This is a genomic window from Nocardioides sp. PD653-B2 (genome assembly GCF_002117935.1).
In the GTDB taxonomy this organism is placed as follows: domain Bacteria; phylum Actinomycetota; class Actinomycetes; order Propionibacteriales; family Nocardioidaceae; genus Nocardioides.
In genome coordinates this window covers 102,797-128,314 of the sequence record NZ_BDJE01000036.1, presented here as the reverse complement: position 1 = coordinate 128,314, position 25,518 = coordinate 102,797, and the positions used below count along the sequence as shown (strand labels likewise).

The following is a 25,518-nucleotide window of genomic DNA, read 5'->3' as shown; positions in this document are numbered from 1 at the left end:
GGTGGCCAAGCTCGGCACGAGCAGTCAGGAGATCGGCAACGTGGTCAAGGTGATCACCTCGATCGCGGAGCAGACGAACTTGTTGGCGTTGAACGCGACGATCGAGGCTGCTCGGGCGGGTGAGGCGGGCAAGGGGTTCGCGGTGGTGGCCAACGAGGTCAAGGAGCTTGCGCAGGAGACCGCTCGGGCCACCGAGGACATCGCGCGTCGGGTGGAGGCGATCCAGGGGGACACGGCTGGTGCGGTGGCGGCGATCGGGGAGATCGCGGCGATCATCACCTCGATCAACGACTACCAGCTCACGATCGCTTCGGCGGTGGAGGAGCAGACGGCGACGACGAACGAGATGGCGCGCAACGTGGGTGAGGCCTCGGCCGGTTCGGGTGAGATCGCGGTGAACATCGCGGGCGTGTCGGCGGCCGCCGACGGCACCACCCAGGCGGTCAACCAGACGTTGTCCGCGATCGAGGAGCTGGCCAAGATGTCGCAGCAGCTGCGTGCGGAGGTCGGTCGCTTCGTCACCCGCTGACGCACGCGCGTCACGGACAGATGACGTTCACCCGCGCGTCCGGGCGTGTCGCGCAATTCAGCCACCTCTGCGGCGTACTTTCCGTAGGTAACGAGGGGTGGGGAAGCCGCTCGTATCGGGAGGCCCGTTCGTGATCACTCACGACTGCACAGCGCATCATCTGGGGCAGCAGCCCCGGTGCTGCGCGCACGGGAGCCGGCACTCCGGCGCTCGGGCACGTTCCGGTCCGTCTGCTTGACAAACGGCCGGGGCGACGAGTGCGCGCACCGGTCCGCGAAGGGGTGTCACCGTGCCGCAGGCCCAGAAGTCGCAGCGCTCCGCCTCCAGCTCCACCAAGACGGCTCGTGCCAGAGCCACGGCGCCAGGTGTCCGCACCTACGTCCTGGACACCAGCGTGCTGCTGGCCGACCCGGGGTCGATCCGGCGGTTCGCCGAGCACGAGGTCGTGCTGCCGGTCGTGGTGATCACCGAGCTGGAGGGCAAGCGTCACCACCCCGAGCTGGGCTTCTTCGCTCGCTCCGCGCTGCGCATGCTGGACGAGCTCCGGGTGGAGCACGGCCGGCTCGACGAGCCGGTCGCCGTCGGCGACGAGGGCGGGACCCTGCGCGTCGAGCTCAACCACACCGACGCCGAGTCCCTGCCGTCCGGCTTCCGGCTCGGCGACAACGACACCCGCATCCTGGCGGTGGCGCGCAACCTCGCGAACGAGGGCTTCGACGTCACGCTGGTCTCCAAGGACCTGCCGCTGCGGATCAAGGCGTCCGCGGTGGGCCTCGACGCGCAGGAGTACCGCGCGGAGGCGATCAGCGACTCCGACACCGGCTACACCGGCATGGCCGAGCTCGAGGTCGCGGCCGCCGACCTCGACGAGCTGTACGACGACGGCGTCCTCGACCTGGAGTCGGCGCGCCAGCTGCCCTGCCACCAGGGCCTGGTGCTGCTCTCCGAGCGGGGCACCGCCCTGGGTCGGGTCGGACCCGACAAGCAGGTCCACCTGGTTCGCGGCGACCGGGAGGCGTTCGGCATCCACGGTCGCTCCGCCGAGCAGCGGATCGCGCTGGAGATGCTGCTCGACCCCGACATCGGGATCGTCTCCCTGGGTGGGCGAGCCGGCACCGGCAAGTCCGCGATGGCGCTGTGCGCCGGCCTCGAGGCGGTGATGGAGCGCCGTCAGCACAAGAAGGTCGTCGTCTTCCGTCCCCTGTTCGCCGTGGGCGGCCAGGAGCTCGGCTACCTGCCCGGCTCCGAGTCGGAGAAGATGTCGCCGTGGGGCCAGGCGGTCTTCGACACGCTCGGTGCGATGACCTCCAAGGACGTCATCGACGAGATCCTCGACCGGGGCATGCTCGAGGTGCTGCCGCTGACCCACATCCGTGGTCGTTCGCTGCACGACGCCTTCGTCATCGTCGACGAGGCGCAGTCGCTCGAGCGCAACGTGCTGCTCACGGTGCTGTCCCGGATCGGGGCCAACTCCAAGGTGGTGCTCACCCACGATGTCGCCCAGCGCGACAACCTGCGCGTCGGGCGGCACGACGGCGTGGTCGCGGTCATCGAGAAGCTCAAGGGCCACCCGCTGTTCGCGCACGTCACGCTGACCCGCTCCGAGCGGTCGCCGATCGCCGCGCTGGTCACCGAGATGCTGGAGAACGTGACCGTCTGAGGTGCTGATGAGGCCCCTGTGACTGCCGTGACGGGGGAGGTGTCGTGTGACGAGACTCGCCGGATCGATACGGCCGTTCGGTTTGCACGCTCCTCCTCCGTCAGGCAGGGTGGCCGTGATCTTTTCGTGACCTGCCGACCTCGGGCGTCGTCCAGTCTCGTCTGATCCCCGAAGGACCTGCACTGTCGTCTACCCGAGCTGCGAGCCCTTGTCGAAACACGCCAACTACGTCCCCAAGCACCGTGCTGCACCGACCTCGATCACCGCAGCGCCGAAGAAGGCGTTGCGGAACACCGTGGTCATGTCGTCGGTGGCCGTCGCCGCGACGGGTGTCGCGATCTCCGGTGGCCTGCTGAGCTCTCCGGCGAGCGTCAGCAACGCCGCCGAGGACCTGGGGGCCACCGTCACGTCGCCGGTCACCAGCGACCGGATCGCCGAGCGTGAGCCCGCGGTGTCGCGGTCCTTCGACCGGCGCGCCGCCGCCGACCCGGCGAAGAAGGCCGCACTGTCGGTCTCCGACGGGCCGGCCGCGACCCACACCGTCGACATCGCCCAGGGCGACCCGCGCGAGATCGCCCGGGCCCTGCTCCCGCGGTTCGGCTTCTCCGCCGACCAGTTCGGCTGCCTCGACTCGCTGTGGACGCGGGAGAGTGGCTGGAACCCCAGCGCCGACAACCCGTCGTCCTCCGCCTACGGCATCCCGCAGGCGCTGCCCGGCTCCAAGATGGCCTCCGCCGGCGCCGACTGGGCCACCAACCCGGTCACCCAGATCACCTGGGGCCTCGGCTACATCCAGGACCGCTACGGCAGCCCCTGCGCCGCCTGGGCGCACTCCGAGTCGTCCGGGTTCTACTGAGCGGGACCCGTCACCGGGCCCGCTGATGGTGGTCGAGCGACGCGCCTCGCGGCTTCGTTCCTCAGCCGCGGCGCTACTCGACCACCCGGCCTGATCCGCGGGCTCGCGAGCTCACCCGCGGGGCCGGGTCATCGCGGCGACGTCGAGGGCCTCGTCCAGCTGCTCCTCGGTGAGCTCGCCGCGCTCGACGTAGCCCAGTCGTACGACGGTGTCCCGGATCGTCGCCCCGTCGGCGAGCGCCTGCTTGGCGATCTTCGCGGCAGCTTCGTAGCCGACGTACTTGTTCAGCGGCGTGACGACCGACGGCGACGACTCGGCGTAGGCGCGCATCCGCTCGGTGTTCGGCGTGATGCCGTCGACGCAGCGCTCGGCCAGCAGCACGCTCGACGTCGACAGCAGCCGCACCGACTCGAGCACGTTGCGGGCGATGACCGGCATCGCGACGTTGAGCTCGAAGCTGCCGCTCGCGCCGGCGGCGGTGACCGCGGCGTCGTTGCCGATCACCTGGAAGCAGACCATCAGCGTCGCCTCCGGCAGCACCGGGTTGACCTTGCCGGGCATGATGCTCGACCCCGGCTGCAGGTCGGGCAGGTGGATCTCGGCCAGTCCCGTGGTCGGGCCCGACGACATCCAGCGCAGGTCGTTGCAGATCTTGATCAGGCCGACCGCGACCGTCCTCAGCACCCCGCTGAGCTCGACGAGCGAGTCGCGCGTGCCCTGGGCCTCGAAGTGGTCGCGGGCCTCGGTGAACTCCTGGCCGGTCGTCTCGGCGAGCACGCCGATCACCCGCTCGGCGAAGCCGGGCGGGGTGTTGATGCCGGTGCCGACGGCCGTCCCGCCCAGGGGGAGCTCGCGGACCCGGGGGAGCACGGACTCGAGCCGCTCGGCCGCGTAGCGGACCGTGGCGGCGTAACCGCCGAACTCCTGGCCGAGCATCACCGGGGTCGCGTCCATCAGGTGGGTGCGCCCGGACTTCACGATGCCGGCGAACTCCTCGGCCTTCGCCTCCAGGCTGGTCGCCAGCACGTCGAGGGCCGGCAGCAGGTCGCCGGTGACGGCGAGGGTCGCCGCGACGTGGATCGCGGTCGGGAAGGTGTCGTTGCTCGACTGGCTGGCGTTGACGTGGTCGTTGGGGTGCACGTCGGTCCCGGCCCGGCCGGCGAGGGTGGCGATCACCTCGTTGGCGTTCATGTTCGAGCTGGTGCCCGACCCGGTCTGGAAGACGTCGATCGGGAACTCGGCGTCGTGCTCACCGTCGACCACCGCGGTCGCGGCGGCGACGATCGCGTCCGCGCGCTCGGGGGTGAGGATGCCGAGCTCGCCGTTCACCCGGGCGGCGGCGGCCTTCACCCGGCCGATCGCGTGCACCAGCGCCGGCTCGATCGGGGTGCCGCTGATCGGGAAGTTCTCGACGGCGCGCTGGGTCTGGGCCCGCCAGGCCGCGTCTCGGGGGACCTGGACGTCGCCCATGCTGTCGTGCTCGGTACGGAACTCGCTCATGCCGTGGACGGTACCCGCGCGGCGTAGAGCCAGTACTGCTCGTCGCGGTCCTGGAGCAGCACGTCGTACGGCCGGCCCTCCGCGGCGCCGAACACGGTCTCCAGGACCTCCGCGAGCTCGGGCGCCTCGTCGGCCGACCAGATGACGAGCACGCCGCCGGGGCGCAGCACCGCGCGGGCGGTCTCGAGGAACGGCGCCCGGTAGAGCTCGGCGTTCACGTCGTGGACCAGGTAGCCCGGGCCGTTGTCGACGTCCAGCAGGATCAGGTCGTACGACGCGGGCGCTGCCTCGGCGAGCGCGACGGCGATGTCGGCGACGACCACGCCGACCCGCGCGTCGGCCAGCAGGGCCGGCCCGTGCGGGATCGTGCCGTCGCGCATCCACTCGACCAGCGCGGGCTCGATCTCGACCACCCGGCACTTCTCGACGCGGTGGTCGGACAGCACCTCGTGCATGGTGTAGCCGAGGCCCAGCCCGCCGACCACGACCGCCCGCGGGTCGTCGACCAGCTCGAGGGCCGCGGTCGCGAGCGCCCGCTCGGTGCTGACCTCGAGGGTGTCCATCACGAAGACGCCGTTCGACCGCAGCTCCAGCGAGGACGGCGCGCGCTCCGACCGGCGCTCGCGTAGCACCAGCTCTCCGCGCTCGGACTCGGCGCGGGCTATCTCGACGTACTCCACGGGCCCATCCTCGCCGACGTCGCGGGCGTCCTGCGCACCGGTCGCTCCGGCGACCACCGCACGGCGTCGTGTCGCGGGGTCAGTCGAAGAGCTCGCTGAGCCAGCTCTCCTTGCGCTTCTTGCGGTAGTGGCCCTGCGGCTGGCTGGGCTGGTGGTAGCCCTGCTGGCCGCGGTCCCAGGACGGCGCGGGCGCTGCGGGCGCCGGCGCGCCCGGCTGGCTCAAGGACCGCTCGAGGATCTTGTCCAGCTCACCGCGGTCGAGCCACACGCCGCGGCAGGTCGGGCAGTAGTCGATCTCGATCCCGCTGCGCTCGCTCATCGTCAGCGCGGTTCCATCGGTCGGGCAAAGCATGTGTCGTTCCTCTCGTCGCCTACTGGTCTGAACGGGTGAGTCGACCGCACGGTTCCGGGGTACGACGTTGCGACACTCACACCTGCAGGAGGAACCATGGCGCCCTACCGGGGCAAGCACCGCCGCCGTCCCGACGACGAGAGGGGCCAGGTCTCGGAGGTCGCCAGCTTCGGCGAACCCGGCACGGAGATCTCGCCCGAGGACTCCGTTGCGGGAGCTCCCCCGGCGGAGAGCGGCACGGTCGACGAGGGCCCCACCGGACCCGAGGCGCCGACCAACGACCCGGACCCCGGCCACCAGCCGGACAAGGCCGACGTCGAGACGACGGGCTGATCCGCGCGGCTACTCCGCCGAGCGCACCCGGAGGCCGCCCCCGGCGAGCGAGCTCAGCGGCACGGTCACCGTGCCGCCGGGGTCGGTGAAGAAGTCGTTGCCCTTGTCGTCGACGACGATGAAGGCCGGGAAGTCCTCGACCTCGATCTTCCAGACCGCCTCCATGCCGAGCTCCTCGTACTCCAGGACCGACACCGACTTGATGCAGTCCTGGGCGAGGCGCGCGGCGGGGCCGCCGATCGAGCCGAGGTAGAAGCCACCGTGCGTGCCGCACGCCTCGGTCACCTGCTTGGAGCGGTTGCCCTTGGCGAGCATCACCTTCGACCCGCCCGCGGCCTGGAACTGCTCGACGTAGGAGTCCATCCGCCCGGCGGTCGTCGGCCCGAACGAGCCCGACGCCATGCCGTCCGGGGTCTTCGCGGGCCCGGCGTAGTAGACCGGGTGGTCGCGGAGGTACGACGGCATCTCCTCGCCGGCGTCGAGCCGCTCCTTGATCTTCGCGTGCGCGATGTCGCGCGCGACGACCAGCGGGCCGGTCAGCGACAGGCGGGTCTTCACGGGGTGGCGGGACAGCTCGGCGAGGATGTCGGCCATCGGGCGGTTGAGGTCGATCGGCACGACCTCGCCGCCGGCGATGTCGTCGGCGATGCCGGCCTCGGGCATGTAGTGCGCCGGGTCGGTCTCGAGCTGCTCGAGGAAGACGCCCTCGGCGGTGATCTTGCCGAGCGCCTGGCGGTCGGCCGAGCACGACACGGCGATCGCGACCGGGCACGAGGCGCCGTGGCGGGGGAGCCGGACGACGCGCACGTCGTGGCAGAAGTACTTGCCGCCGAACTGCGCCCCGATCCCGAAGGACTGGGTCAGCTTGAAGACCTCCTCCTCCAGCTCGAGGTCGCGGAACCCGTGTGCCGACAGGGATCCCGACGTCGGCAGGTTGTCGAGGTAGTGGGCCGAGGCGTACTTCGCGGTCTTCAGCGCGAACTCCGCCGACGTGCCGCCGATGACGACCGCGAGGTGGTACGGCGGGCACGCGGCCGTGCCGAGCGAGCGGATCTTCTCGTCGAGGAACTGCAGCATCCGCGTCGGGTTCAAGATCGCCTTCGTCTCCTGGAAGAGGAACGACTTGTTCGCCGAGCCGCCGCCCTTGGCCATGAAGAGGAACTTGTACTCGGGAGCCTTGCCGGGCGCGCCGGGCGTCGAGTAGAGCTCGATCTGCGCGGGCAGGTTGGTGCCGGTGTTCTTCTCGTCGTACGTCGTCAGCGGCGCGAGCTGCGAGTAGCGCAGGTTGAGCTTCGTGTAGGCGTCGTACACGCCGCGCGAGATCGCCTCGCCGTCGTCGGCCCCGGTGAGCACGCCCTCGGACTTCTTGCCCATCACGATCGCGGTGCCCGTGTCCTGGCACATCGGCAGCACGCCGCCCGCGGAGATGTTGACGTTCTTGAGCAGGTCGAGCGCGACGAAGCGGTCGTTGCCGGACGCCTCGGGGTCGTCGATGATCTTGCGCAGCTGGGCGAGGTGGGCCGGCCGCAGGTAGTGGCTGATGTCGTGCATCGCCTCGGCGGTGAGCCGCTGGATCGCCTCCGGGGACACCTGCAGGAACGTCCGGCCGTTCGCCTCGAAGGTCGAGACCCCCTCCGTCGTCACCAGCCGGTACGGCGTGTCGTCGGGGCCGGTCGGGAGCAGGTCGGAGTATCGGAACTCGGGATCGTTCGCCACGGCCGCTCAGACTACGCCGCGACCACGCCGAGGAGACTCGCCACCCCAGCCCTTCATTCTGGTGCCCGACGGGGGCCAACTGGGGGTAACGTCCGAGTCGGCTTCATTCGGGAGGGTCCGCGAGGCGCATCGAGCGCCTCTTTCAGGGAGGTTCCACGTGTTGGTACGCAGATCGCTCGTCACCCTGGTCGCCCTGGCTGCGGCCACGACCCTCGCAGCCTGCGGGCCGCCGGCAGACGACAACAGCAGCAGCAACAACGACAGCGGCGGAGTCGACGCCAAGACCGCCACCTCCGCGGAGGACTTCGGCGGCATGGACGCGCTGGTCAAGGCCGCGGAGGCGGAGGGCAAGCTCAACGTCATCGCCCTGCCGCCCGACTGGGCCAACTACGGCAACATCATCAAGGCGTTCGAGGACAAGTACGACATCGACATCACGTCCGACCAGCCCGACGGGGCGAGCCAGGACGAGATCAACGCCGCCACCCAGCTCGCGGGCTCCGACCGCGCGCCCGACGTGTTCGACCTCGGCCAGTCCGTGGCTCTCGCCAACACGGAGATGTTCGCGCCGTACCAGGTCGAGACCTTCGGTGACATCCCGGCCGAGTTCAAGGACCCGAACGGCGCCTGGGTCAACGACTACGGCGGCTTCATGTCCGTGGGCTACAACTCCAACGAGGTCCCGGACATCACGTCCCTGGACGACCTGCTCGGGTCCGACTTCAAGGGCAAGGTCGCCCTCAACGGCGACCCGACCGCAGCCGGCGCCGCCTTCAGCGGCGTCGTCATGGCCTCGGTCGCGAACGGCGGCTCGGCCGACGACATCAAGCCGGGCGTGGACTTCTTCGCGAAGCTGAACGACGCCGGCAACTTCCTGCCGGTCGACCCGACCTCCGCGACGATCGAGTCCGGCCAGACGCCCGTCGTCATCGACTGGGACTACCTGAACGCCGCCGAGTCCGCCAAGGTCGACGGCTGGAAGGTGTGGGTGCCCGAGGACGCGCCGATCGCCGGCTACTACTTCCAGGCGATCAACGCCGACGCCCCGCACCCCGCGGCCGCCCGGCTCTGGGAGGAGTTCCTCTACAGCGACGAGGGCCAGAACCTCTGGCTCGCGGGCGGGGCACGCCCCGTGCGCGCCGACGCGATGGTCGAGGCCGGCACGATCGACAAGACGCTGTACGACGCGTTGCCGGAGGTGTCGGGCACGCCCGTCATCCCGACCAACGAGCAGACGGAGGCGATGGCGGCGTACCTCGCCGACAACTGGGCCAAGGCCGTCGGCTGAGCGTGTCGGACACAGCCCCGCTCGCCGGGCCCACGGCGGGCCCCGCAGCGGAACCACGGACGGGCCGCTCCTTCCGGATCGGCCCGTCCGTGGGCCTGCTGCCCTTCCTCGTCTACGTCTTCGTCTTCCTGGTCATCCCGACCATCACGGTGGCGGTCGGTGCGTTCCGGGACGACGACGGCGGCTACTCGCTGACGAAGATCCGGCTCCTCGGTGACGACACCGCGCTCACCGCGCTGAAGAACAGCCTGGTGCTGTCGTTCTCGTCGGCGGCCCTCGGCGCGGTGCTCGGTGCCCTCCTGGCCTACCTGGTCGTCACGGCGCCACCGACCAACATCATCCGCCGCGTCGTGACCGCGGTCTGCGGGGTCCTGGCGCAGTTCGGCGGCGTCACCCTCGCCTTCGCGTGGATGGCCACGCTCGGCTTCAACGGACTGCTCACGCAGGTGCTCGCGGACACCCTCGGCACCGAGGAGAGCGGCGTCCCGTGGCTCTACGGGATGCGCGGGCTGGTGCTCGTCTACACCTACTTCCAGATCCCGCTGATGGTCATCGTCTTCCTGCCGGCCCTCGAAGGGCTGCAGCCGCAGTGGCGCGAGGCGGCGGTCAACCTCGGCGCGACGACCCGGCAGTACTGGACCCAGGTCGCGTTCCCGCTGCTCCGCCCGGCCTTCCTGGGCTCGGCCCTGCTGCTGTTCGCCAACGCGTTCGCGGCCTACGCCACGGCCGCGGCCCTGATCTCGCAGGGCTCGTTCATCACTCCGCTGCTGATCCGGAACTCGCTCACCAGCGAGGTCCTCCTCGGCCAGCGGAACTTCGGCTTCGCGCTGGCCCTCGAGATGGTCGTCGTGGTCGCCCTCGTGATGTCCCTCTACGCGTGGCTGCTCAAGCGCACGTCGCGGTGGCTGTGATGAGCGCCGCGGCCTGGCGCGTCACCCGTTGGATCCTGCTGATCGCGTTCGCGACCTACTTCCTGATCCCGCTCGCGGCCCTGCTCAACTTCAGCACGAAGGACCCGCTCACCCGGGAGCGCAGCCTCGCGGCCTGGCGGGCGCTCGCCCAGGACCCGACGATGACCGAGGCGATCACCACGTCGCTGCTGCTGGCCGTGCTCACGGTCGTGGGCATGGTGGTGCTGCTGGTGCCGACCATGATCTGGGTCAAGCTGCGGGTCCCGCGGGCCACCCGCCTCGTCGAGTTCCTCTGTCTGCTCCCGCTCACCATCCCCGCGCTGGTGATCCTCGTCGGCATGAAGAACGTCTACGCCTGGGTCAACTACCTGGTCGGCGACTCGCCGCTCACGCTCGCCTTCGTGTACGTCGTGCTGGTGCTGCCGTACTCCTACCGCGCGATCGACGCCTCGCTCGGGTCGCTCGACGCCACCACCCTCGCCGAGGCGGCCCGGTCGCTCGGCGCGAGCTGGTTCACCGTCATCACCCGGGTGATCCTGCCCAACATCTGGCCGGGCGTCCTCGGCGGCGCCTTCATCGCGGTTGCCCTGGTGCTGGGTGAGTTCACCATCGCCTCGCTGTCGCACTACAACACGTTGCCGGTCGTGATCGTCTTCATCAACAAGGCCGACGCGCCCGAGTCCATGGCGGCGGCGCTCGCCTCGCTGCTGTTCGCCGCGCTCCTGCTGGTCCTGCTGTCGTTCCTCGACCGCCGCCGCCACCACTCCGGAGGGAAGTAGATGTCGATGTCCGACACCGCCACCGAGACCACCCGCGGGCTCGCCGTCGAGATGACCGGCCTGCGCCGGTTCTACGGCGACGTGCACGCCCTCGACGGGCTCGACCTGCACCTGGAGCCCGGCGAGCTCGTGGTGCTGCTGGGCCCGTCGGGCTGCGGCAAGACCACGGCGCTGCGGATCCTGGCCGGTCTCGAACGCCAGGACGCCGGCACGATCACGGTGGGCGGCAAGGACCTCAGCCGGGTGCCGGCCAACAAGCGCGACATGGGGATGGTCTTCCAGGCCTACAGCCTCTTCCCGCACCTCACGGTCCTCGACAACGTGGCGTTCGGCCTCAAGCTGCGCGGGCGGTCCCGCGCCGAGCGCCGCACCCGGGCCGCCGACATGCTCGACCTGGTCGGCCTCGGCACTCAGAAGGACCGCTACGCCAACCAGCTCTCCGGTGGTCAGCAGCAGCGCGTCGCCCTCGCCCGGGCGTTGGCGATCGAGCCGTCGGTGCTCCTCCTCGACGAGCCGCTCTCCGCCCTCGACGCCAAGGTCCGGGTGCAGCTGCGCGACGAGATCCGCCGGATCCAGCTCGACGTCGGCACCACCACGCTCTTCGTCACCCACGACCAGGAGGAGGCGCTCGCCGTGGCCGACCGGGTCGGCGTGATGAACGCGGGCCGGCTCGACCAGATCGCCACGCCCGCCGAGCTGTACGACGCCCCGGCGACGCCCTTCGTCGGCGCGTTCGTCGGGCTGAGCAACCGCATGCCCGCGCGGGTCGTCGACGGCCGGGCCGACGTGCTCGGCACCTCGCTCCCGATCCTGCCGGGTTCGGCGACGCCGTCGGGCCTGGCGCTCGTACGCCCGGAGTCGCTGCGGTTGAGGCCCGACGCCGCCGGACACGCCACCGTCGTGTCGGTGGCCTTCCTCGGTCCGGTGTCGCGCGCGACCCTCGCGCTCGACGACGGCACCCTCCTGCTCGCCCAGCTCGCGAGCACGGAGGCCCTGACTCTCACCGTGGGGGAGCGGGTCGCGGTCGGGATCGACCCGTCCCCGGTCCTCGTCGTCGCCGACTGATCTGCGCGGCGCGACGTACTCCCGTCGGATCTCCGCCACCGGACGGTGGCTCCACATCCTCGGGTGACACGCTACTGTGACTGCGCTCACCTTTACGACGGATCGTCCGGCACGTACCTGCCGGTGAAGGAGTTGTTGAAGCATGGCCACAGTCAGGTTCGAAGAGGCGCAGCGCTGGTACCCCGGTGCTGACAAGCCAGCCGTCCCGGGGATCTCCCTGGAGATCGGCGACGGGGAGTTCATGGTCCTCGTCGGTCCCTCCGGTTGCGGGAAGTCCACCACCCTGCGGATGCTCGCCGGGCTGGAGGAGGTCAACAAGGGGAGGATCTTCATCGGCGACCGCGACATCACCAACATGCCGCCGAAGGACCGGGACATCGCGATGGTGTTCCAGAACTACGCGCTCTACCCGCACATGTCCGTCGCGGACAACATGGCCTTCGCCCTCAAGATGGCGAAGATCCCCACCGACGAGCGCAACCGGCGGGTCAACGACGCCGCGAAGATCCTCGGCCTGACCGAGTACCTCGACCGCAAGCCGAAGGCGCTCTCCGGCGGCCAGCGCCAGCGGGTCGCGATGGGCCGCGCGATCGTCCGTCAGCCGCAGGTCTTCTGCATGGACGAGCCGTTGTCGAACCTCGACGCGAAGATGCGCGTGCAGACCCGCACCGACATCGCCAAGCTGCAGGCCGACCTCGGTGTCACCACCGTCTACGTCACCCACGACCAGGTCGAGGCGATGACGATGGGCGACCGGGTGGCGGTCATGAAGGACGGCTACCTCCAGCAGGTCGACACCCCCCTGGGCCTCTACGACCGGCCCGTCAACCTGTTCGTGGCCGGCTTCATCGGCTCCCCGGCGATGAACCTCCTCGAGGCGCACGCCAAGGACGGCCAGGCGCAGATCGGCGACTACCTCGTGCCGGTCGACCCGATGGCGTCCAAGAAGATGGAGGGCGACATCACCGTCGGGGTCCGCCCCGAGGCGTGGCGCATCGTCGGCAACAGCCAGGAGGGCCTGCCGGTCAAGGTGACGGTCGTCGAGGACCTCGGCTCCGACGCGTTCGTCTACGGCACCAGTGGTGTCGAGGGCACCCCGAACAACATCATCATCCGCGTCAACGGCCGCGACCACGTGCAGAAGGGCGAGACGATCCACGTCACGACCGACCCGGCGAACGTGCACGTGTTCGACACCGCGACCGGAGCGCGCCTCTCCGATTAGTCAACCCACCGGTGGTTGAGGAGGTTGCGCAGCAACCGTCTCGAAACCCCGGAAGCGTACGCAGGGCGGTGACCACGACACGTGGTCGCCGCCCTGTGTCGTCCCACCGGATTTCGACACGCCTGTCGCGGCTTCGTTCCGGCCGCGGGCTTGCCCGATCTGGCGGAGCCGACGCGCCGCTGCCCCCTCAGCTCCGCTCGGCCCGATCGGCGTTGCGCCGGATGGCGGCGACGAAGGTCTCGAAGAGGTCCGGGGGCAGGTCGTGGCCCATGCCGTCGATGAGCAGCAGCTCGGCGCCGGGCACGGCGGCCGCGGTCGCCCGGCCGCCGGAGGGGTGGACCATCTTGTCCGCCAGGCCGTGCACGACCAGGGTCGGCACGCGCACGCTGCGCAGCCGTTGACCGCGGTTGGGCTGCGTGATCACCGCGAGCATGTGGCGGGCGACTCCGTTGACGCTGACCCCGCGGTCGTAGGTCTCGGCGGCCCGCCTCTCGACCTGCTCGGCCGTCTGCGGGTAGCCGGGCGAGCCGATCATCTTCCAGAACTCGGCGCTCGACCTCACGTACGCCGCGCGGCCCGGCTTGCGCCCGGCCAGCATGGCGGGGAAGAGGGAGGGGTGCAGCCACCCCACGGTCCGCTTGCCGGTCGTCGACATGACGCTGGTCAGCGAGCGCACCCGCCCGGGCCGGGCGATCGCCATCGTCTGGGCGATCATGCCGCCCATCGAGACGCCCACGACGTGCGCCGACTCCAGGCCGAGGTGGTCGAGCAGGCCGAAGGCGTCCTCGGCCAGGTCGGCGAGGCCGTAGGGCACCCGGGTGCGGGCGCCGGCGAAGGCGCGCAGCAGCGTGGTCCGGCTGACCCGGCCGTCGAGCACGGTCGAGCGCCCCGTGTCGCGGTTGTCGTAGCGGATCACGTAGAACCCCCGCCGGGCCAGGGCGCGGCACAGGTCCGGGTCCCACCAGTTCATCGGGCCGCCCAGACCCATCACCAGCAGCAGCGGGTCGTCGTCCGGATCGCCGAAGGTCTGGTAGCAGAGCTCGATGCCGCGACCGACCGGCGAGAAGAGCTCGTCGGACGTCTGGACCTGCGCTACCTCGGTGGGTGCAGGCGTTTCGCCGACCTCGGCGCGGGTACGTCGGGAACGTGGGGGCACCGATCCAGTCAATCAGGTGCCGAGGGATCGCCGGGACGAAGGGGACACCAGATGGCCGTATTGCAGGCGATTTCGTGGTGACACGACGTAGCGTGACGGACGTGACGTCCTCTTCGCTGGCGGAGTTCCTGCTGCCGACAGGCTTCGAGTGCCCCTCGCCGGGCGCCGTGCTGCGCGAGCGGAGCGCGGTGGCCGAGTTCGGGCGCTACGCACTGCGGGCCGCCGGCGACCGCCGCGCCCGTCGCGGCACGCCGTACGCCTCCCGCACCGGCTCCCGCCTGGGCGACCCGGTGATCCTGGTGCCGGGCTTCCTCGCCGGCGACGGCACCCTCGCCCTGATGTCCCGTGCCCTGCGTGCCCAGGGCTTCCGCACCTACCGCTCCCACATCCACGCCAACGTCGGCTGTACGCGGGGCGCCGCGGCCCAGCTCGAGGCGCGTCTCGAGTCGATCGCGATGCGCCGCGGCTCCCGCGTCCAGGTCGTCGGCCACAGCCTGGGCGGCATGCTCGCGCGGGGCGTCGCCGTACGCCGCCCCGACCTGGTCTCCAACATCGTCACCCTCGGCAGCCCGATGCTGGCACCCGGCGCCCACCACCTCTCCCTGCGCGCGAGCGTCGACCTCCTGGTCCGGCTCAGCAAGGCCGGCGTGCCCGGCCTGATGTCGGAGGAGTGTGTCGGCGGCGCGTGTGCGCAGCAGAGCTTCGGCGAGAGCCGGCAGCCGATGCCGGCCGGCGTCGGCTTCACCGCGATCTACTCCAAGCGCGACGGCATCGTCGACTGGAAGGCCTGTGTCGACCCGCTGGCCGTGCCGGTCGAGGTGCGCGCCTCCCACCTCGGGATGGCGTGGGACCCGCGGGTGATCGACGAGGTCAACGGTGCGCTGGTGCGCAACGCCGCTCTCTCAGCTGTCGAAGTCGATCGCGGCGAAAGCGCGTAGCTTCTGCAGCTGGTGCTCCGAGGTGATGGAGCGGATCGTGCCACTGCGCGAGCGCATCACCAGCGAGTGGGTGGTCGCGCCACCGGCGCGGTAGCGCACGCCCCGCATCAGCTCTCCGTCGGTGATGCCGGTCGCGACGAAGAAGCAGTCGTCGCCGGTGACCAGGTCGTCGGTGCTGAGCACGTGGTCGGGGTCGAGGACGTGGCCCGCGTCGAGGGCCTTCTGGCGCTCGTCGTCGTCCTGCGGCCAGAGCCGGCCCTGGATCACGCCGCCCAGCGACTTCATCGCGCAGGCGGTGATGATGCCTTCGGGCGTGCCGCCGATGCCGAGCAGCAGGTCGATGCCGGTCTCGTGCCGCGCGGCCATGATCGCGCCCGCGACGTCGCCGTCGGTGATGAACTTGATCATCGCGCCGGTCGCCCGGATCTCGTCGACGAGCGCTGCGTGCCGGGGCCGGTCGAGGAGGACGACCGTGACGTCGGACGGGTTCTTGCCCTTGGCCTTGGCGACCTGGTGGATGTTCTCGGCGACCGGGTAGCGGATGTCCACGACGTCCGCGGCCTCGTGCCCGGTGACGAGCTTCTCCATGTAGAAGACGGCCGACGGGTCGTACATCGAGCCGCGCGGCGACACGGCCAGCACCGACACGGCGTTGGTCATGCCCTTGGCGGTGAGGGTGGTGCCGTCGATCGGGTCGACCGCGACGTCGCACTCGGGTCCGGTGCCGTCGCCCACCTGCTCGCCGTTGTAGAGCATGGGGGCGTTGTCCTTCTCGCCCTCACCGATGACGACGGTGCCGTTCATGCCGATCGTCGAGATCATCACGCGCATCGCGTTCACCGCGACGCCGTCCGCGCCGTTCTTGTCGCCCCGGCCGACCCAGCGCCCGGCGGCCATCGCGGCGGCCTCGGTCACGCGGACCAGCTCCAGCGCCAGGTTGCGGTCGGGGGACTCCGGGGCTGGCGACAGTCGATCCATGCTCGGACTCTACCGGGACTCAGGTCCGGTAGACCGCCACCTCATTCGCCTTGACGCTGAACGTCACGCGAACTCCTGGCGTGAGATCGAGCTCGGCCGCGGCGAGGAGGGTGACCTCGGCGGCCAGGTCGCCGGCTCGCACCCGCACCTGGTCGCCGTGCGGCTCGAGGTCCGTGACGGTGACGGGCAGGCTGTTGCGGGGGCTGCCGCCCGGCGCCTCGCGGAAGACCGACACGGCGCTCGGCCGGAAGACCGCGACGACGTCGTCCCCTTCCTCGGGGACGGGATCGGTCGTCAGGCCGTGGACGACGAGGTCCGCAGCCTGCACGGCGCCGTCCCGCCAGGTCCCGGCCAGCATGTTGAGCCCGGCGATCCGGGCGGCGAAGGCGCTCCGCGGCCGGGCCAGCACCTCGGCGCTGGGGCCCGACTCGACGACCACGCCGCCCTCGAGGACCACCACCCGGTCGGCCAGCAGCAGGGCGTCGAGCACGTCGTGGGTGACCAGGACGACCGTCCGGTCGGCCAGCACCCGGCGCAGGGTCTGCCGCAGCGCCGGGGTGACGGCGACGTCGAGGGCGGCCATCGGCTCGTCGAGCAGCAGCAGCTGCGGCTCGGCGGCCAGCGCGCGGGCGACCGCGACCCGCTGCGCCTGGCCCCCGGACAGCTGGGAGGGCCGTCGGTCGGCGAGGTCGACGACGCCCACCTCGCGCAGCCAGTGGCCCGCCGCGTCGCGCGCCGCACTCCGCGAGGCCCCAGCGCTGCGCGGACCGAAAGCCACGTTGTCGAGCACCGTGAGGTGCGGGAAGAGCAGCGGGTCCTGGGCGAGCAGTGCGACGTGTCGGTGGTGCGGCGCGACCCAGCCTGCGTCGTCGGTGAGGACCCGGCCGTCCAGCGTCACCTGCCCGCGGTCCGGTCGGAGCAGCCCGGCCGCCACGGCGAGCACGGTCGACTTGCCGGCCCCGTTGGGTCCGAGCAGGGCGACGGTCTCGCCGGCACCCACGTCGAGGTCGACGTCCACGCCGCGCTCGTCGACGCCGGCCCGGAGCTCGAGCATCACCGGGTGCTCCGCTCCGGACGGGCCAGCCCGATCACCACGACCGCGACCACGACGAGCACGAGCGACATCGCGACCGCCGCGTCCGGGTCGGTGACGCGCAGGTTGTAGATGTAGAGGGGCAGCGTCTGGGTGGTGCCCTGCAGGTTGCCGGCGAACGTGATCGTGGCGCCGAACTCGCCCAGCGCCCGGGCGAAGGCCAGGACCGCTCCGGAGACGAGGCCGGGCAGCACCAGCGGGAGGGTCACCCGGCGGAACACGGTCGTCGGCGCCGCGCCCAGCGACGCGGCGACCACCTCGTAGCGCTGGCCGGCACTGCGCAACGCACCCTCCAGGCTGACCACCAGGAACGGCAGAGACACGAACGTCTGCGCCAGCACCACCGCGGTGGTCGAGAACGCGACCTGGATGCCGAGGGCGTCCAGCTCGCTGCCGAGCAGCCCGCGACGGCCGAACGTGTAGAGCAGCGCGATGCCGCCCACCACCGGCGGCAGCACCAGCGGCAGCAGCACCAGCGAGCGCACCACGCCCTGGCCGGGGAATCTGGTGCGCGCCAGCACGACGGCCATCGGCACGCCCAGGAGCACGCACAGCACGGTGCTCACCGCCGAGGTGCGCAGGCTCAACGACAGCGCGGTCAGCGCCGACTCGGAGGTGACCAGGTCCAGGAAGTCGCCCCAGGCGACCCGCGACACCATCGCGGCCAGGGGGAGCAGCACCAGGGCCACCCCGACGGCAGCCGGGGCGTAGATCCACCGGGGTACGCCGACCTGTCGTTGGTGGGACACGCCGTCAGGCCGCCGGACCGAAGCCGGCGTCGGCGAGGATCCGCTGGCCCGTCGAGCCGAGGACCAGGTCGACGAACTCCTGGGCGAGGTCGGACTCGTCGGTGCCCTGCACCGGGACGATCGGGTAGGTGTTCACGACCGAGGCGGACTCCGGGAAGGTGATCCCCTCGACGTCGTCGCCGGCCGCCTCGACGTCGGTCACGTAGACGAGCCCGGCATCGGCCTCGCCGCTCGTGACCTTGGCCAGGACGTCGGTGACCGACTGCTCCTCGCTCACCGGGCTCAGGGTGACGCCGGCGTCGTCGGCGACGGCCTGGGCCGCCGCGCCGCAGGGCACCTCGGGCGCGCAGATGACGAGGTTGAGGCCCTGCTCGGCGAGGTCCTGGAAAGACGTGATCCCTGCCGGGTTGCCGGCGGGCACCACGATCTCGAGCGTGTTGGTCGCGAAGTCCTGCGGGTCGGCGCCCGCGAGGTCGTCGCCGACGAGCGTGTCCATGGTGGCGGTGTCGGCCGACGCGAACACGTCGGCGGGCGCACCCTCCTGGATCTGGGTGACCAGGTCGGAGGACCCGCCGAAGTTCAGGTCGACCGCCACCCCGTCGTGCGCGGCCTCGAACTCCTGGGCGATCTCCCCGAACGTCGCGGTGAGCGAGGACGCGGCGTACACCGTGAGGGTGGTGGTGGCCGCGCTGTCCCCGTCGTTGGCGTCGCTGCCGCAGGCGGCGAGGGGGAGGACCAGCGCGAGCACGGCAGGCAGGACGAGCGGCGACCTGTTCACGGGCGCTCCACGACGACGTTGGTGGACTTGACGGAGGCGATGGCGCGGACGCCGGGCTCGAGGCCGAGCTCCTCCGCGGCCTCGGAGCTCATCAGCGAGACCATCCGGTAGGGGCCGCAGATCATCTCGACCTGGGCCATGACGGTGTCCTTGGTGACCTTCGTGACGATGCCGGCGAGGCGGTTGCGCGCGCTCACCGCCGAGGCGCGGGTGACGTCGCGGTCGGGGTGGTCGGCCAGCGACTCCGCCAGCGCGGCGAGATCCGCGCCGGGGACGACGGTGCGGCCGTCGTCCTTGCTGCTGGCCACGCGTCCCGCGTCGACCCAGCGCCGCAGGGTGTCGTCGCTGACGCCGAGCAGCTCGGCTGCCTCCGCGATTCGGTACGTCGTCACCCTGGCATCATGCCGCAGATGCGGGGGATCTGGCGACCGATCTCCGCAGGTGCGGTCAGGTGACGAGGGTCAGCGCGGCCACCGCGGCCACCAGGGACAGGGGGGTGGCGAGGAGCGAGACCCGGTGGAACTCGCGGAGCGACGGCGGCTCGCCGAGCCGGACCAGCCCGCGGCGCCAGAGCAGGTTGGCCAGGGACCCCGTGTAGGTGAGCCCGGAGCCGATGTTGAGCCCGAGGAGCGCCGCGAGCACGGCGGTGTCGCCGAGGGGCGCCAGCAGCGGGAGCAGGAGGAGGGTCGCGGAGAGGTTCGTGAGCAGGTTGGCCAGCGCGGTGGCGATCAGCGCGATCACGAGCAGGTCCACGAAGCCGGTCGGGCCGGGCAGCAGGTCGGAGACCCAGTCGCCGAGGAACCCCTCGGACAGCGCCGCGACGACCACGCCCAGGCAGAGCACGAACACCGCGAACGCCGGGTGCGCGGCGCGCACGGCGTCGGCCGCGCCCAGCAGCCCGCGGCGGTGGGCCCAGACGACGAGCACGACCGCGGCCGCGCCCGAGATCCAGAACGGGTCGACGCCGAACGGCGAGCCGACCCCGAAGCCGGCCAGCATCAGCCCGACGACCACCAGCGGGACCGGCGGCAGGGGAGGCGTGTCGGCCTGCCCGGCCGCGCCGGGGTGGACGGGCGCGGACAGGTCGCGGCGGACCAGCACGCGGAGCACGACGTACTCCACGACCAGCACGACCGCGAGCACCGGCGCCATCACCAGCGCGAAGCCGCCGAAGGTCAGGTCGAGGTGGGGCATCGCCAGCAGGTTGGTGAGGTTCGAGACGGGGAGCAGGAGCGAGGCGGAGTTGGCCATCCGCACGCAGGCCTGGGCCCCGGGCCGGATCGACGTGCCGGTCGCGAGGGCCGCACCGATGACCACGGGGGTCAGCAGCACGACGGTCGCGTCGAGGCTGAGCACGGCCGTGACCGCGGCCGCGAGCAGGAACACGCCGGTGAAGAGCCGCGCCGGCCGGCCGCTGCTCGCGTCGCGGACCCGCGCCGCGGCGGCGGTGAAGAGTCCGGCCCGCGCGCAGACGTCGGCGACCACCAGGATCGTCGCCAAGAAGAGCACCACCGGGGCGAGGTGGCGCAGCGTCGCCTCGACCTCGGACCACCCGAGGATGCCGGTGGCGAGCGTCGCCGCCGCCGCCCCCAATCCCAGGGACAGCTCGGCGCGCGCTGAGGGGTGGGCGTACGCCGTGACCAGGAGGACGACGAGCGCCACCACGGGTACGGCGTCGAGGGTCGGCACGCGGAGACGGTAGACCACCTGTGAGGATGGGTCCGTGAGTGAGGCGTCAGGGACCGGCCGTCCGGGGCGGTACGACCGGTCCGCGGGCGGGCTGGTCGGGTCGATGATCGTGCTGGTCCTGGTGGTGCTCGGCATCGTGATCTTCCGGGGCACCTTCCGCGACACCCCGACGTACGAGCCCGACCACGTCGACTACCTGGCGCTCGTCACGAGCATCCAGCAGGGCGCCGGCCTCGAGCCCGTCTACCCCGCCGCGCTGCCCGACGGCTGGTTCGTCAAGCAGGCGACCTTCACGCCGGGCGACCGGCCGGTGTTCGACCTGGCCATGACCACCGACGAGGACCACTTCGCCGGGCTGCACCAGGAGGACCGGTCGGTCGACGCGCTGGTCGACACCCTGGTCGGGACCGACGCCACCGAGGGCGACGAGGTGCGGCTCGACAGCAGCGTCGCGTCGAGCTGGCAGACCTTCTCCGATCCTGACGGCGACCACGCGTTCGCGGCCCAGGTCGGCGAAGACACCGTGCTGGTCTACGGCTCCGCGCCCGAGGACGACCTGCGCGAGCTCGTGGAGTCGCTGACGACCGCGCCGCTCGACCCCCAGGACGTCTCCTAGCCTTCGTCGGCGTCGATGGCGGCGTCGAGGCGCTGCCGGGCGCCGTCGAGCCACTCCTGGCAGAGGGTGGACAGCTTCTCGCCGCGCTCCCAGAGGGCGAGCGACTCCTCGAGGGTGGTGCCGCCGGCCTCGAGGCGTCGTACGACGTCGATGAGCTCCTCGCGGGCGGCCTCGTAGGAGGGCCTCTCCTCGGCGGTCTTCTTCTCAGCCATCGGTCTCTCGCTGCCTTTCGAGGGGTCCTTCGAGGGGTTCGGTGCCGGTCGTGGTGGCGTGGATGCGGCCGTCGGCGACCCGGACGCTGAGCTGCTGCCCGGCGACGACGTCGGCGACCGACGTGACGACGTGGCCGTCGGCGTCCTGGAGCACGGCGTAGCCGCGCTGGAGGGTGGCCAGCGGCGACAGCGCCCGGGCGCGGGCCCGCTGGTGGCCGATGTCGTCGCCGGCCCGGTCGAGGGCGTGGTGAAGGGTGCGGCGGGCCCGCTCGCGCAGCGCCACGACCTCGTCGAGGCGGGCGTCGAGCAGGCTGCGCGGGTCGGCGAGCGCGGGGCGCGAGCGGAGCGCGTCGAGGCCCGCCTGCTCGCGGGCCAGCCACCCGGCCAGGGAGCCGCGGACCCGGTCGCGGGCCCGGATGACGATGCGCAGCTCCTCCGCGACGTCGGGGACCACGAGCTTCGCGGCGTCCGTGGGGGTCGACGCGCGGACGTCGGCGACCAGGTCGAGCAGCGGGGAGTCGGGCTCGTGGCCGATCGCCGAGATCAGGGGCGTGCGGATCGCGTGCACCGCCCGGATCAGGCCCTCGTCGGAGAAGGGCAGCAGGTCCTCGACCGAGCCGCCTCCGCGGGCCACCACGATCACGTGGACGGCCGGGTTGCGGTCGAGCCGCTCGACGGCCTCGATCACCTCGGCGGCGGAGCGCGGACCCTGCATGGCGGCGTACGCCACCTCGAACGCGACGGCCGGCCAGCGGCGCTTCGCGTTCTCCAGCACGTCGCGCTCGGCGGCGGAGCCGGGCGCGGTGACCAGGCCGACGGTGCCGGGCAGGAAGGGCAGCGACCGCTTGAGCTCGGCCGCGAACAACCCCTCGGCCGCCAGCAGCTGGCGGCGGCGCTCGATCCGGGCCAGGAGCTCGCCGAGCCCGACCATCCGGATGTCGCGGGCGTAGAGCGAGATGGTGCCGCGGTTGGCGTAGTAGGACGGCTTGGCGTGGACGACGATGCTCGCGCCCTCGACCACCGGCGGGTTGAGCCCGTCGAACAGGGTGCGCGAGCAGGTGACCGTGACGGAGATGTCGGCCACCGAGTCGCGCAGGGTCATGAAGACGGTGTTCATCCCCGTCCGGCGGCTGACCTGGGCGACCTGGCCCTCGACCCACACGGCGCCGAGCCGGTCGACCCAGCCGGCAATCGCATTGGCGACCTGCCGGACCGGGGCCGGTGACTCGAGCGAGGTCTCCAGGGCCATGTCGCGAGATTAGGGGATGGGACCGACGCACCTAGACTGGCCGCATGAGCACCGACATGGGGATGCCGCCGATCCTGTCGCCGGAGGAGGCCGAGAAGGCCGTCCTGCTGGCGGCGCCGCGGGGCTACTGCGCCGGTGTCGACCGCGCGGTGATCACCGTCGAGAAGGCGCTGGATCTCTACGGCGCGCCCGTCTACGTCCGCAAGCAGATCGTGCACAACAAGCACGTCGTGGCCGACCTCGAGTCGCGCGGTGCGATCTTCGTCGAGGAGCTCGACGAGGTGCCCGAGGGCCAGACCGTGGTGTTCTCCGCCCACGGCGTCTCGCCGGAGGTGCACCGAGAGGCCGGGGAGCGCGCGCTCAAGACCATCGACGCGACCTGCCCGCTGGTCACCAAGGTGCACCACGAGGCGAAGCGCTTCGCGAACGAGGACTACGACATCCTGCTCATCGGCCACGCCGGCCACGAGGAGGTCGAGGGCACCGCGGGCGAGGCGCCCGACCACATCCAGCTGGTGCAGAGCCCGGCCGACGTGCCCGGCATCGTCGTGCGCGACCCGAAGCGGGTCGCCTGGCTCTCGCAGACCACGCTGTCGGTCGACGAGACGCTCGAGACGGTGGCCGCGATCCGGGAGCGCTTCCCCGACCTGCTCGACCCGCCGAGCGACGACATCTGCTACGCCACCCAGAACCGCCAGCTCGCGGTCAAGGAGATCTCCCCGGGCGCCGACCTGGTGATCGTGGTCGGCTCCGGCAACTCCTCCAACTCCGTGCGCCTCGTCGAGGTCGCGCTCGAGGCCGGCGCGCGGTCGTCCTACCGCGTCGACGACGCCTCGGAGATCGACGAGGCCTGGCTCGACGGTGTCCGCACCGTCAGCGTGACGTCGGGCGCGAGCGTGCCCGAGGAGCTGGTGGACGGCGTGCTGGCCTTCCTCGCCGAGCGCGGCTACCCCGATGCGAAGGCCGTGCACAGCGCCGAGGAGTCGCTGATCTTCGCGCTCCCCGTGGAGCTGCGGCGCGACCTCAAGGCCGCAGGTCGGGTCTGACCGTGGCCCGCTTCGTCGACGTCCACCCGGAGAACCCGCAGCAGCGGTTGATCGACCAGATCGTGGCGGCGCTGCGCGACGACGAGCTGATCGCCTACCCGACCGACTCCGGTTACGCGCTCGGCTGCCAGCTCGGCAACCGCGAGGGCCGGGACCGGATGCTGCGGATCCGCGGGCTCGACGACAAGCACCACTTCACGCTGATGTGCAAGGACTTCGCCCAGCTCGGGCAGTTCGCGCAGGTCGCCAACTCGGCCTTCCGGGCGATCAAGGCGGCGACGCCGGGCCCGTACACCTTCATCCTGCCGGCGACCCAGGAGGTCCCGCGGCGGCTGATGCACCCCAAGAAGCGCACCGTCGGCGTCCGGATCCCCGACCACGTGTTCGACCAGGCGCTGCTCGAGGCCCTGGGGGAGCCGCTGCTGAGCAGCACGCTCATCCTCCCCGGCCAGACCGAGGCGCAGACGGTGGGCTGGGACGTCAAGGAGGAGCTCGACCACGTGGTCGACCTGGTGGTCGAGGCCGGCGAGACGCCCGCCGAGCCGACCACCGTCGTCGACTGGTCGGAGGGCTACCCGGAGGTCGTGCGGGTGGGAGCCGGTGACCCGGCCCGGTTCGAGGCCGCCTGACCCAGCACGCGGTGCCGGATCGCGAGGGTGACCAGGCACAGCACGTAGCCGACCACCAACGAGCCCGAGTGGTGGGCGAGACCGGCGACCACGGCCTGGATGACGCCGTCCTCGGCGTCGGCGATCACGTCGGGCCGGGTGATCCCGAGCAGCGTGAAGACCACGACCATCAGCAGCGGCGGCAGCACGCCCACGGTGAAGAAGTCGGCGGGACGTACGGCGAGCGCCAGCCCGACGCAGAGCAGCACGAAGCAGACGTCGAAGAAGAGGCTCACCCGACCCGAGAGCGCGAGGTCGAGCACGGTCGCCGTCAGGGCGAGCGCCAGCCCGAGCGCGACCACCTGCCGGCCCGGCTCGTGACCCTCCTCCCAGAGGGTGTGACTCTGGCTCACAGGGCCACGGTATGGTCCGCGTCTCCGTCGCCGGGGGAGCCGCGCCGTTCGACCACCCGCAGGTCGACCGGTGATATGGACCGGCTCGTGGACTCGACCTGGCGCGGCGGGGGCAGGCCGTCGTCGGTCACGGACAGGTCGTGGAACCGGCGGGCGGTCACCAGCACCCGCGACTCCAGCGAGCCGACCGTCTGGTTGTAGTGGCCGACGGCCGCGTTGAGCGATCGGCCGAGGGTGTCGAGGTGGGCGTTCATGCCGGCGAGCCGGCCGTGCAGCTCGCGGCCCAGGCGGTGGATCTCCCGAGCCTGGTCGGCCAGTGCCTCGTGGCTCCACCCGTGGGCGACGGTGCGCAGCAGCGCGATCAGCGTCGTCGGGGTCGCGAGCACCACCTGGCGGGTGGCGGCGTACTCGATGAGCGAGCCGTCGGTCTCGAGCGCCGCAGCCAGGAACGACTCGGCCGGCACGAAGAGGACGACGAACTCCGGGCTCTCGTCGAGCGAGCGCCAGTACTGCTTGGAGGCCAGCGCGTCGATGTGCGTGCGCAGCTGGACGACGTGGCGGCGCAGGTGGTCGGCGCGCCGGTCGGCGTCCTCGGGGTCGTCGGTCGAGGTCGCGTCGAGGTAGGCGTCGAGCGGGACCTTGGCATCGACCACCACCTGGCGGCCCCCGACCAGGTGCACCACCAGGTCGGGGCGGCGGGCGCCGTCGTCGAGGCGCACCTGCTCGGAGAAGTCGCAGCGGTCGACCAGCCCGGCCAGCTCGACCGCGCGGCGCAGGTGCAGCTCGCCCCACCGGCCCCGGACCTGCGGCTTGCGCAGCGCGGTCGACAGCGACTGGGTCTCGCGGCGCAGGCCCTCGGCGGTCGCGCGCATGTCGAGCACCTGCTGGTTGAGCTGCCCCTGCCAGCTGGCCCGCTGGTGGTCGAGGTCGCGCATCTGGTCACTGAGCCGGTCGAGCTCCAGCATCACCTCGGCCTGGTCGAGCAGGCCGGCCGCGACCGCGGGGCGGGAGCGGGACCAGAGCACGCCGACGAGCCCGCCGAGCGCGAGCCCGACGAACAGGGTGAGGAAGAGCGTGAGGATCTCCATGGCGCCAGCAT

At 71.6% G+C, this 25,518-nt stretch carries 28 protein-coding genes; 13 read left to right on the top strand and 15 right to left on the bottom strand.

Annotated elements, in window-relative coordinates:
* The 3 genes from PD653B2_RS16375 to PD653B2_RS16365 form a co-directional block, all read left to right on the top strand.
* Nucleotides 1-529 (top strand): methyl-accepting chemotaxis protein (locus PD653B2_RS16375; RefSeq protein WP_242665310.1); only part of this gene is annotated, 529 nt, incomplete at its 5' end.
* A gap of 289 nt (nt 530-818) precedes the next feature.
* Nucleotides 819-2,189: a PhoH family protein gene (locus tag PD653B2_RS16370; RefSeq protein WP_085873452.1), complete on the top strand. Its 1,371-nt coding sequence runs from the start codon at nt 819-821 to the stop codon at nt 2,187-2,189.
* Between the two features lie 208 nt (nt 2,190-2,397).
* Nucleotides 2,398-3,045: a lytic transglycosylase domain-containing protein gene (locus PD653B2_RS16365; RefSeq protein ID WP_085873451.1), complete on the top strand. Its 648-nt coding sequence runs from the start codon at nt 2,398-2,400 to the stop codon at nt 3,043-3,045.
* Between the two features lie 111 nt (nt 3,046-3,156).
* Here the strand turns inward: PD653B2_RS16365 and PD653B2_RS16360 are convergent, their stop codons facing one another.
* The 3 genes from PD653B2_RS16360 to PD653B2_RS16350 all read right to left on the bottom strand — a co-directional run bounded on the left by PD653B2_RS16360 (nt 3,157) and on the right by PD653B2_RS16350 (nt 5,577).
* Nucleotides 3,157-4,545 (bottom strand): class II fumarate hydratase, encoded by a 1,389-nt coding sequence (locus PD653B2_RS16360; protein ID WP_085873450.1) that lies wholly within the window; start codon nt 4,543-4,545, stop codon nt 3,157-3,159.
* Entirely contained in the window at nt 4,542-5,225 is a 684-nt protein-coding gene (locus PD653B2_RS16355) for a spermidine synthase (RefSeq protein ID WP_085873467.1), read from the bottom strand. Before PD653B2_RS16355 ends, PD653B2_RS16360 begins: the two co-directional genes overlap by 4 nt.
* Nucleotides 5,226-5,304: 79 nt before the next feature.
* Nucleotides 5,305-5,577, bottom strand: a complete 273-nt coding sequence (locus tag PD653B2_RS16350; RefSeq protein ID WP_085873449.1) for a zf-TFIIB domain-containing protein — start codon at nt 5,575-5,577, stop codon at nt 5,305-5,307.
* Between the two features lie 96 nt (nt 5,578-5,673).
* On the opposite strand from PD653B2_RS16350, the gene PD653B2_RS16345 reads away from it, so the two are divergent.
* On the top strand, nt 5,674-5,910 hold the full coding sequence (locus tag PD653B2_RS16345) for a hypothetical protein (RefSeq protein ID WP_085873448.1): 237 nt from the start codon (nt 5,674-5,676) through the stop codon (nt 5,908-5,910).
* A 9-nt stretch (nt 5,911-5,919) separates the two neighbouring features.
* On the opposite strand, the gene PD653B2_RS16340 is transcribed toward PD653B2_RS16345, so the two are convergent.
* Nucleotides 5,920-7,626: a fumarate hydratase gene (locus PD653B2_RS16340; RefSeq protein WP_085873447.1), complete on the bottom strand. Its 1,707-nt coding sequence runs from the start codon at nt 7,624-7,626 to the stop codon at nt 5,920-5,922.
* 157 nt (nt 7,627-7,783) lie between these two features.
* Here PD653B2_RS16340 and PD653B2_RS16335 point away from each other — a divergent pair, with 157 nt between their 5' ends.
* From PD653B2_RS16335 to PD653B2_RS16315, 5 genes are all read left to right on the top strand, one after another.
* Nucleotides 7,784-8,914 (top strand): ABC transporter substrate-binding protein, encoded by a 1,131-nt coding sequence (locus tag PD653B2_RS16335; protein WP_085873446.1) that lies wholly within the window; start codon nt 7,784-7,786, stop codon nt 8,912-8,914.
* 89 nt (nt 8,915-9,003) lie between these two features.
* Nucleotides 9,004-9,825 (top strand): ABC transporter permease, encoded by an 822-nt coding sequence (locus PD653B2_RS16330; RefSeq protein WP_085873445.1) that lies wholly within the window; start codon nt 9,004-9,006, stop codon nt 9,823-9,825.
* Nucleotides 9,825-10,604, top strand: a complete 780-nt coding sequence (locus PD653B2_RS16325) for an ABC transporter permease (protein ID WP_085873444.1) — start codon at nt 9,825-9,827, stop codon at nt 10,602-10,604. Before PD653B2_RS16330 ends, PD653B2_RS16325 begins: the two co-directional genes overlap by 1 nt.
* A 6-nt stretch (nt 10,605-10,610) precedes the next feature.
* A complete protein-coding gene (locus PD653B2_RS16320; protein ID WP_089503994.1) occupies nt 10,611-11,669 on the top strand; it encodes an ABC transporter ATP-binding protein in 1,059 nt (352 codons plus the stop codon).
* 142 nt (nt 11,670-11,811) lie between these two features.
* Nucleotides 11,812-12,894 carry an ABC transporter ATP-binding protein gene (locus tag PD653B2_RS16315; RefSeq protein ID WP_085873442.1) on the top strand — a complete coding sequence of 361 codons (1,083 nt, stop codon included), beginning with the start codon at nt 11,812-11,814 and terminating at the stop codon, nt 12,892-12,894.
* A gap of 187 nt (nt 12,895-13,081) precedes the next feature.
* Here PD653B2_RS16315 and PD653B2_RS16310 read toward each other — a convergent pair whose 3' ends face one another.
* Entirely contained in the window at nt 13,082-14,050 is a 969-nt protein-coding gene (locus tag PD653B2_RS16310; RefSeq protein ID WP_089503990.1) for an alpha/beta fold hydrolase, read from the bottom strand.
* Nucleotides 14,051-14,151: 101 nt separating this feature from the next.
* Here PD653B2_RS16310 and PD653B2_RS16305 point away from each other — a divergent pair, with 101 nt between their 5' ends.
* A complete protein-coding gene (locus PD653B2_RS16305) occupies nt 14,152-14,988 on the top strand; it encodes an esterase/lipase family protein (RefSeq protein WP_133059041.1) in 837 nt (278 codons plus the stop codon).
* On the opposite strand, the gene glpX is transcribed toward PD653B2_RS16305, so the two are convergent.
* The 6 genes from glpX to PD653B2_RS16275 are packed head-to-tail and all read right to left on the bottom strand — an operon-like array spanning nt 14,953 to nt 20,275.
* On the bottom strand, nt 14,953-15,966 hold the full coding sequence (gene glpX / locus PD653B2_RS16300; RefSeq protein WP_085873440.1) for a class II fructose-bisphosphatase: 1,014 nt from the start codon (nt 15,964-15,966) through the stop codon (nt 14,953-14,955). The two genes, PD653B2_RS16305 and glpX, sit on opposite strands and share 36 nt — an antisense overlap.
* A 19-nt stretch (nt 15,967-15,985) precedes the next feature.
* Nucleotides 15,986-17,020 (bottom strand): sulfate/molybdate ABC transporter ATP-binding protein, encoded by a 1,035-nt coding sequence (locus PD653B2_RS16295; RefSeq protein ID WP_242665312.1) that lies wholly within the window; start codon nt 17,018-17,020, stop codon nt 15,986-15,988.
* Nucleotides 17,020-17,808 (bottom strand): ABC transporter permease, encoded by a 789-nt coding sequence (locus PD653B2_RS16290; protein ID WP_242665309.1) that lies wholly within the window; start codon nt 17,806-17,808, stop codon nt 17,020-17,022. The genes PD653B2_RS16295 and PD653B2_RS16290 overlap by 1 nt, the downstream gene beginning before the upstream one ends.
* Before the next feature lie 4 nt (nt 17,809-17,812).
* Entirely contained in the window at nt 17,813-18,586 is a 774-nt protein-coding gene (gene modA / locus PD653B2_RS16285) for a molybdate ABC transporter substrate-binding protein (RefSeq protein WP_085873438.1), read from the bottom strand.
* Entirely contained in the window at nt 18,583-18,978 is a 396-nt protein-coding gene (locus PD653B2_RS16280; RefSeq protein WP_085873437.1) for a TOBE domain-containing protein, read from the bottom strand. The genes modA and PD653B2_RS16280 overlap by 4 nt, the downstream gene beginning before the upstream one ends.
* 55 nt (nt 18,979-19,033) lie before the next feature.
* Nucleotides 19,034-20,275 carry an SLC13 family permease gene (locus PD653B2_RS16275; protein WP_207559453.1) on the bottom strand — a complete coding sequence of 414 codons (1,242 nt, stop codon included), beginning with the start codon at nt 20,273-20,275 and terminating at the stop codon, nt 19,034-19,036.
* Nucleotides 20,276-20,309: 34 nt separating this feature from the next.
* Between PD653B2_RS16275 and PD653B2_RS16270 the strand changes: the two genes are divergently transcribed.
* Nucleotides 20,310-20,891, top strand: coding sequence for a DUF4245 family protein (locus PD653B2_RS16270; protein WP_207559454.1), 582 nt, complete (start codon nt 20,310-20,312; stop codon nt 20,889-20,891).
* Here PD653B2_RS16270 and PD653B2_RS16265 read toward each other — a convergent pair.
* Both PD653B2_RS16265 and xseA read right to left on the bottom strand, forming a co-directional pair.
* On the bottom strand, nt 20,888-21,103 hold the full coding sequence (locus PD653B2_RS16265; protein WP_085873434.1) for an exodeoxyribonuclease VII small subunit: 216 nt from the start codon (nt 21,101-21,103) through the stop codon (nt 20,888-20,890). The two genes, PD653B2_RS16270 and PD653B2_RS16265, sit on opposite strands and share 4 nt — an antisense overlap.
* Nucleotides 21,096-22,352, bottom strand: coding sequence for an exodeoxyribonuclease VII large subunit (xseA, locus tag PD653B2_RS16260; protein ID WP_085873433.1), 1,257 nt, complete (start codon nt 22,350-22,352; stop codon nt 21,096-21,098). The genes PD653B2_RS16265 and xseA overlap by 8 nt, the downstream gene beginning before the upstream one ends.
* A gap of 44 nt (nt 22,353-22,396) precedes the next feature.
* Between xseA and PD653B2_RS16255 the strand changes: the two genes are divergently transcribed.
* On the top strand, nt 22,397-23,398 hold the full coding sequence (locus PD653B2_RS16255) for a 4-hydroxy-3-methylbut-2-enyl diphosphate reductase (protein WP_085873432.1): 1,002 nt from the start codon (nt 22,397-22,399) through the stop codon (nt 23,396-23,398).
* Nucleotides 23,399-23,400: 2 nt separating this feature from the next.
* Nucleotides 23,401-24,027, top strand: coding sequence for an L-threonylcarbamoyladenylate synthase (locus tag PD653B2_RS16250; protein WP_085873431.1), 627 nt, complete (start codon nt 23,401-23,403; stop codon nt 24,025-24,027).
* Here the strand turns inward: PD653B2_RS16250 and PD653B2_RS16245 are convergent.
* Together PD653B2_RS16245 and PD653B2_RS16240 are read right to left on the bottom strand one after the other, a co-directional pair.
* A complete protein-coding gene (locus PD653B2_RS16245; protein WP_085873430.1) occupies nt 23,970-24,419 on the bottom strand; it encodes a DUF6542 domain-containing protein in 450 nt (149 codons plus the stop codon). The two genes, PD653B2_RS16250 and PD653B2_RS16245, sit on opposite strands and share 58 nt — an antisense overlap.
* Complete coding sequence (locus tag PD653B2_RS16240; protein WP_085873429.1) at nt 24,416-25,507, bottom strand: DNA recombination protein RmuC; 1,092 nt, start codon at nt 25,505-25,507, stop codon at nt 24,416-24,418. Before PD653B2_RS16240 ends, PD653B2_RS16245 begins: the two co-directional genes overlap by 4 nt.
* Between the last annotated feature and the right edge of the window lie 11 nt (nt 25,508-25,518).

What these genes read in the sequence shown, in the direction of transcription:
- glpX (WP_085873440.1), bottom strand. Translation starts at nt 15,966, where the DNA reads ATGGATCGACTGTCGCCAGCCCCGGAGTCCCCCGACCGCAACCTGGCG.
- PD653B2_RS16240 (WP_085873429.1), bottom strand. Translation starts at nt 25,507, where the DNA reads ATGGAGATCCTCACGCTCTTCCTCACCCTGTTCGTCGGGCTCGCGCTC.
- PD653B2_RS16295 (WP_242665312.1), bottom strand. Translation starts at nt 17,020, where the DNA reads ATGCTCGAGCTCCGGGCCGGCGTCGACGAGCGCGGCGTGGACGTCGAC.
- PD653B2_RS16345 (WP_085873448.1), top strand. Translation starts at nt 5,674, where the DNA reads ATGGCGCCCTACCGGGGCAAGCACCGCCGCCGTCCCGACGACGAGAGG.
- PD653B2_RS16265 (WP_085873434.1), bottom strand. Translation starts at nt 21,103, where the DNA reads ATGGCTGAGAAGAAGACCGCCGAGGAGAGGCCCTCCTACGAGGCCGCC.
- PD653B2_RS16315 (WP_085873442.1), top strand. Translation starts at nt 11,812, where the DNA reads ATGGCCACAGTCAGGTTCGAAGAGGCGCAGCGCTGGTACCCCGGTGCT.
- xseA (WP_085873433.1), bottom strand. Translation starts at nt 22,352, where the DNA reads ATGGCCCTGGAGACCTCGCTCGAGTCACCGGCCCCGGTCCGGCAGGTC.
- PD653B2_RS16255 (WP_085873432.1), top strand. Translation starts at nt 22,397, where the DNA reads ATGAGCACCGACATGGGGATGCCGCCGATCCTGTCGCCGGAGGAGGCC.
- PD653B2_RS16325 (WP_085873444.1), top strand. Translation starts at nt 9,825, where the DNA reads ATGAGCGCCGCGGCCTGGCGCGTCACCCGTTGGATCCTGCTGATCGCG.
- PD653B2_RS16350 (WP_085873449.1), bottom strand. Translation starts at nt 5,577, where the DNA reads ATGCTTTGCCCGACCGATGGAACCGCGCTGACGATGAGCGAGCGCAGC.
- PD653B2_RS16320 (WP_089503994.1), top strand. Translation starts at nt 10,611, where the DNA reads ATGTCCGACACCGCCACCGAGACCACCCGCGGGCTCGCCGTCGAGATG.
- PD653B2_RS16360 (WP_085873450.1), bottom strand. Translation starts at nt 4,545, where the DNA reads ATGAGCGAGTTCCGTACCGAGCACGACAGCATGGGCGACGTCCAGGTC.